The organism is Ruegeria sp. AI3 (genome assembly GCF_056541245.1).
In genome coordinates, this window is sequence record NZ_JBQFYA010000072.1 from 1 (window position 1) to 723 (window position 723).

Annotated in this window: 1 protein-coding gene; it reads right to left on the bottom strand. The window is 56.6% G+C overall.

Translation table 11 applies throughout. From position 1 onward, the window contains the following. Window positions 1-77 precede the first annotated feature (77 nt). Window positions 78-723, bottom strand: a 646-nt coding sequence (locus ACRZ95_RS23095; protein ID WP_480555730.1) for a MipA/OmpV family protein, incomplete at its 5' end; no start/stop codon positions are given.

Below are 723 nucleotides of genomic sequence, written 5' to 3' on the forward strand. Positions count from 1 at the left end.
GCCGGTGCAGGACGACATACCCAGCCCTGTGCCAATCAGACAGGGCAGGACAAAAACGATCCGGATCCCGCGTCGCATCAGAACTGAAAGACCATGAACAGACCCATCAAAGCCGTGTCTGACGCATCAACAAGCGGGCTGTTCTGTATCGTTTTGTCTAACAGTTGGTATTCTGCAAAGCCAACGATGGCAAAGTGATCGGTGATCGGAAAAGCAACTGAAGCCTCGACAAAGGGACTTACAGATATGTCAGGCGCATAGGCCGCGCGATACGCATTTGCCTCGGCGGCGGTCACACCATAAAGGTAACTTCCAAGGTTCTTGTCTTGGACAGTCGCCCCTAAGCCCAGATCGACAATCGCTTCTCCAACCTCAAAGTCCCGCGCGACATCGAACACCGCTTCATACCCGGAATGGGCCCCTGCCACGTCATGATGAAAGGAAAACCCCGTGCTGAAGCCCCCCCAATCATAGCTGACGCTCCCACCAAGTTCGACGGCGATATCTCTCTGAAGACCTGCGAACACTGCGGTCTCGGGAAAATCCGGCCCGGCCCGAAGGTTCGCAGACAGGTCCACAGACAGAGTGTCCGTCTCCCAAAACGTCAACGCCAGTCTGTCGGGCTCGATCTCAAGCTGACGCCACCGCGCGCTTAGGTGGGGGACTGCGGCAAACTCGACATCATCGTCCCCCGTGTAGATGGATGTGGTTGCCTCAACGCCG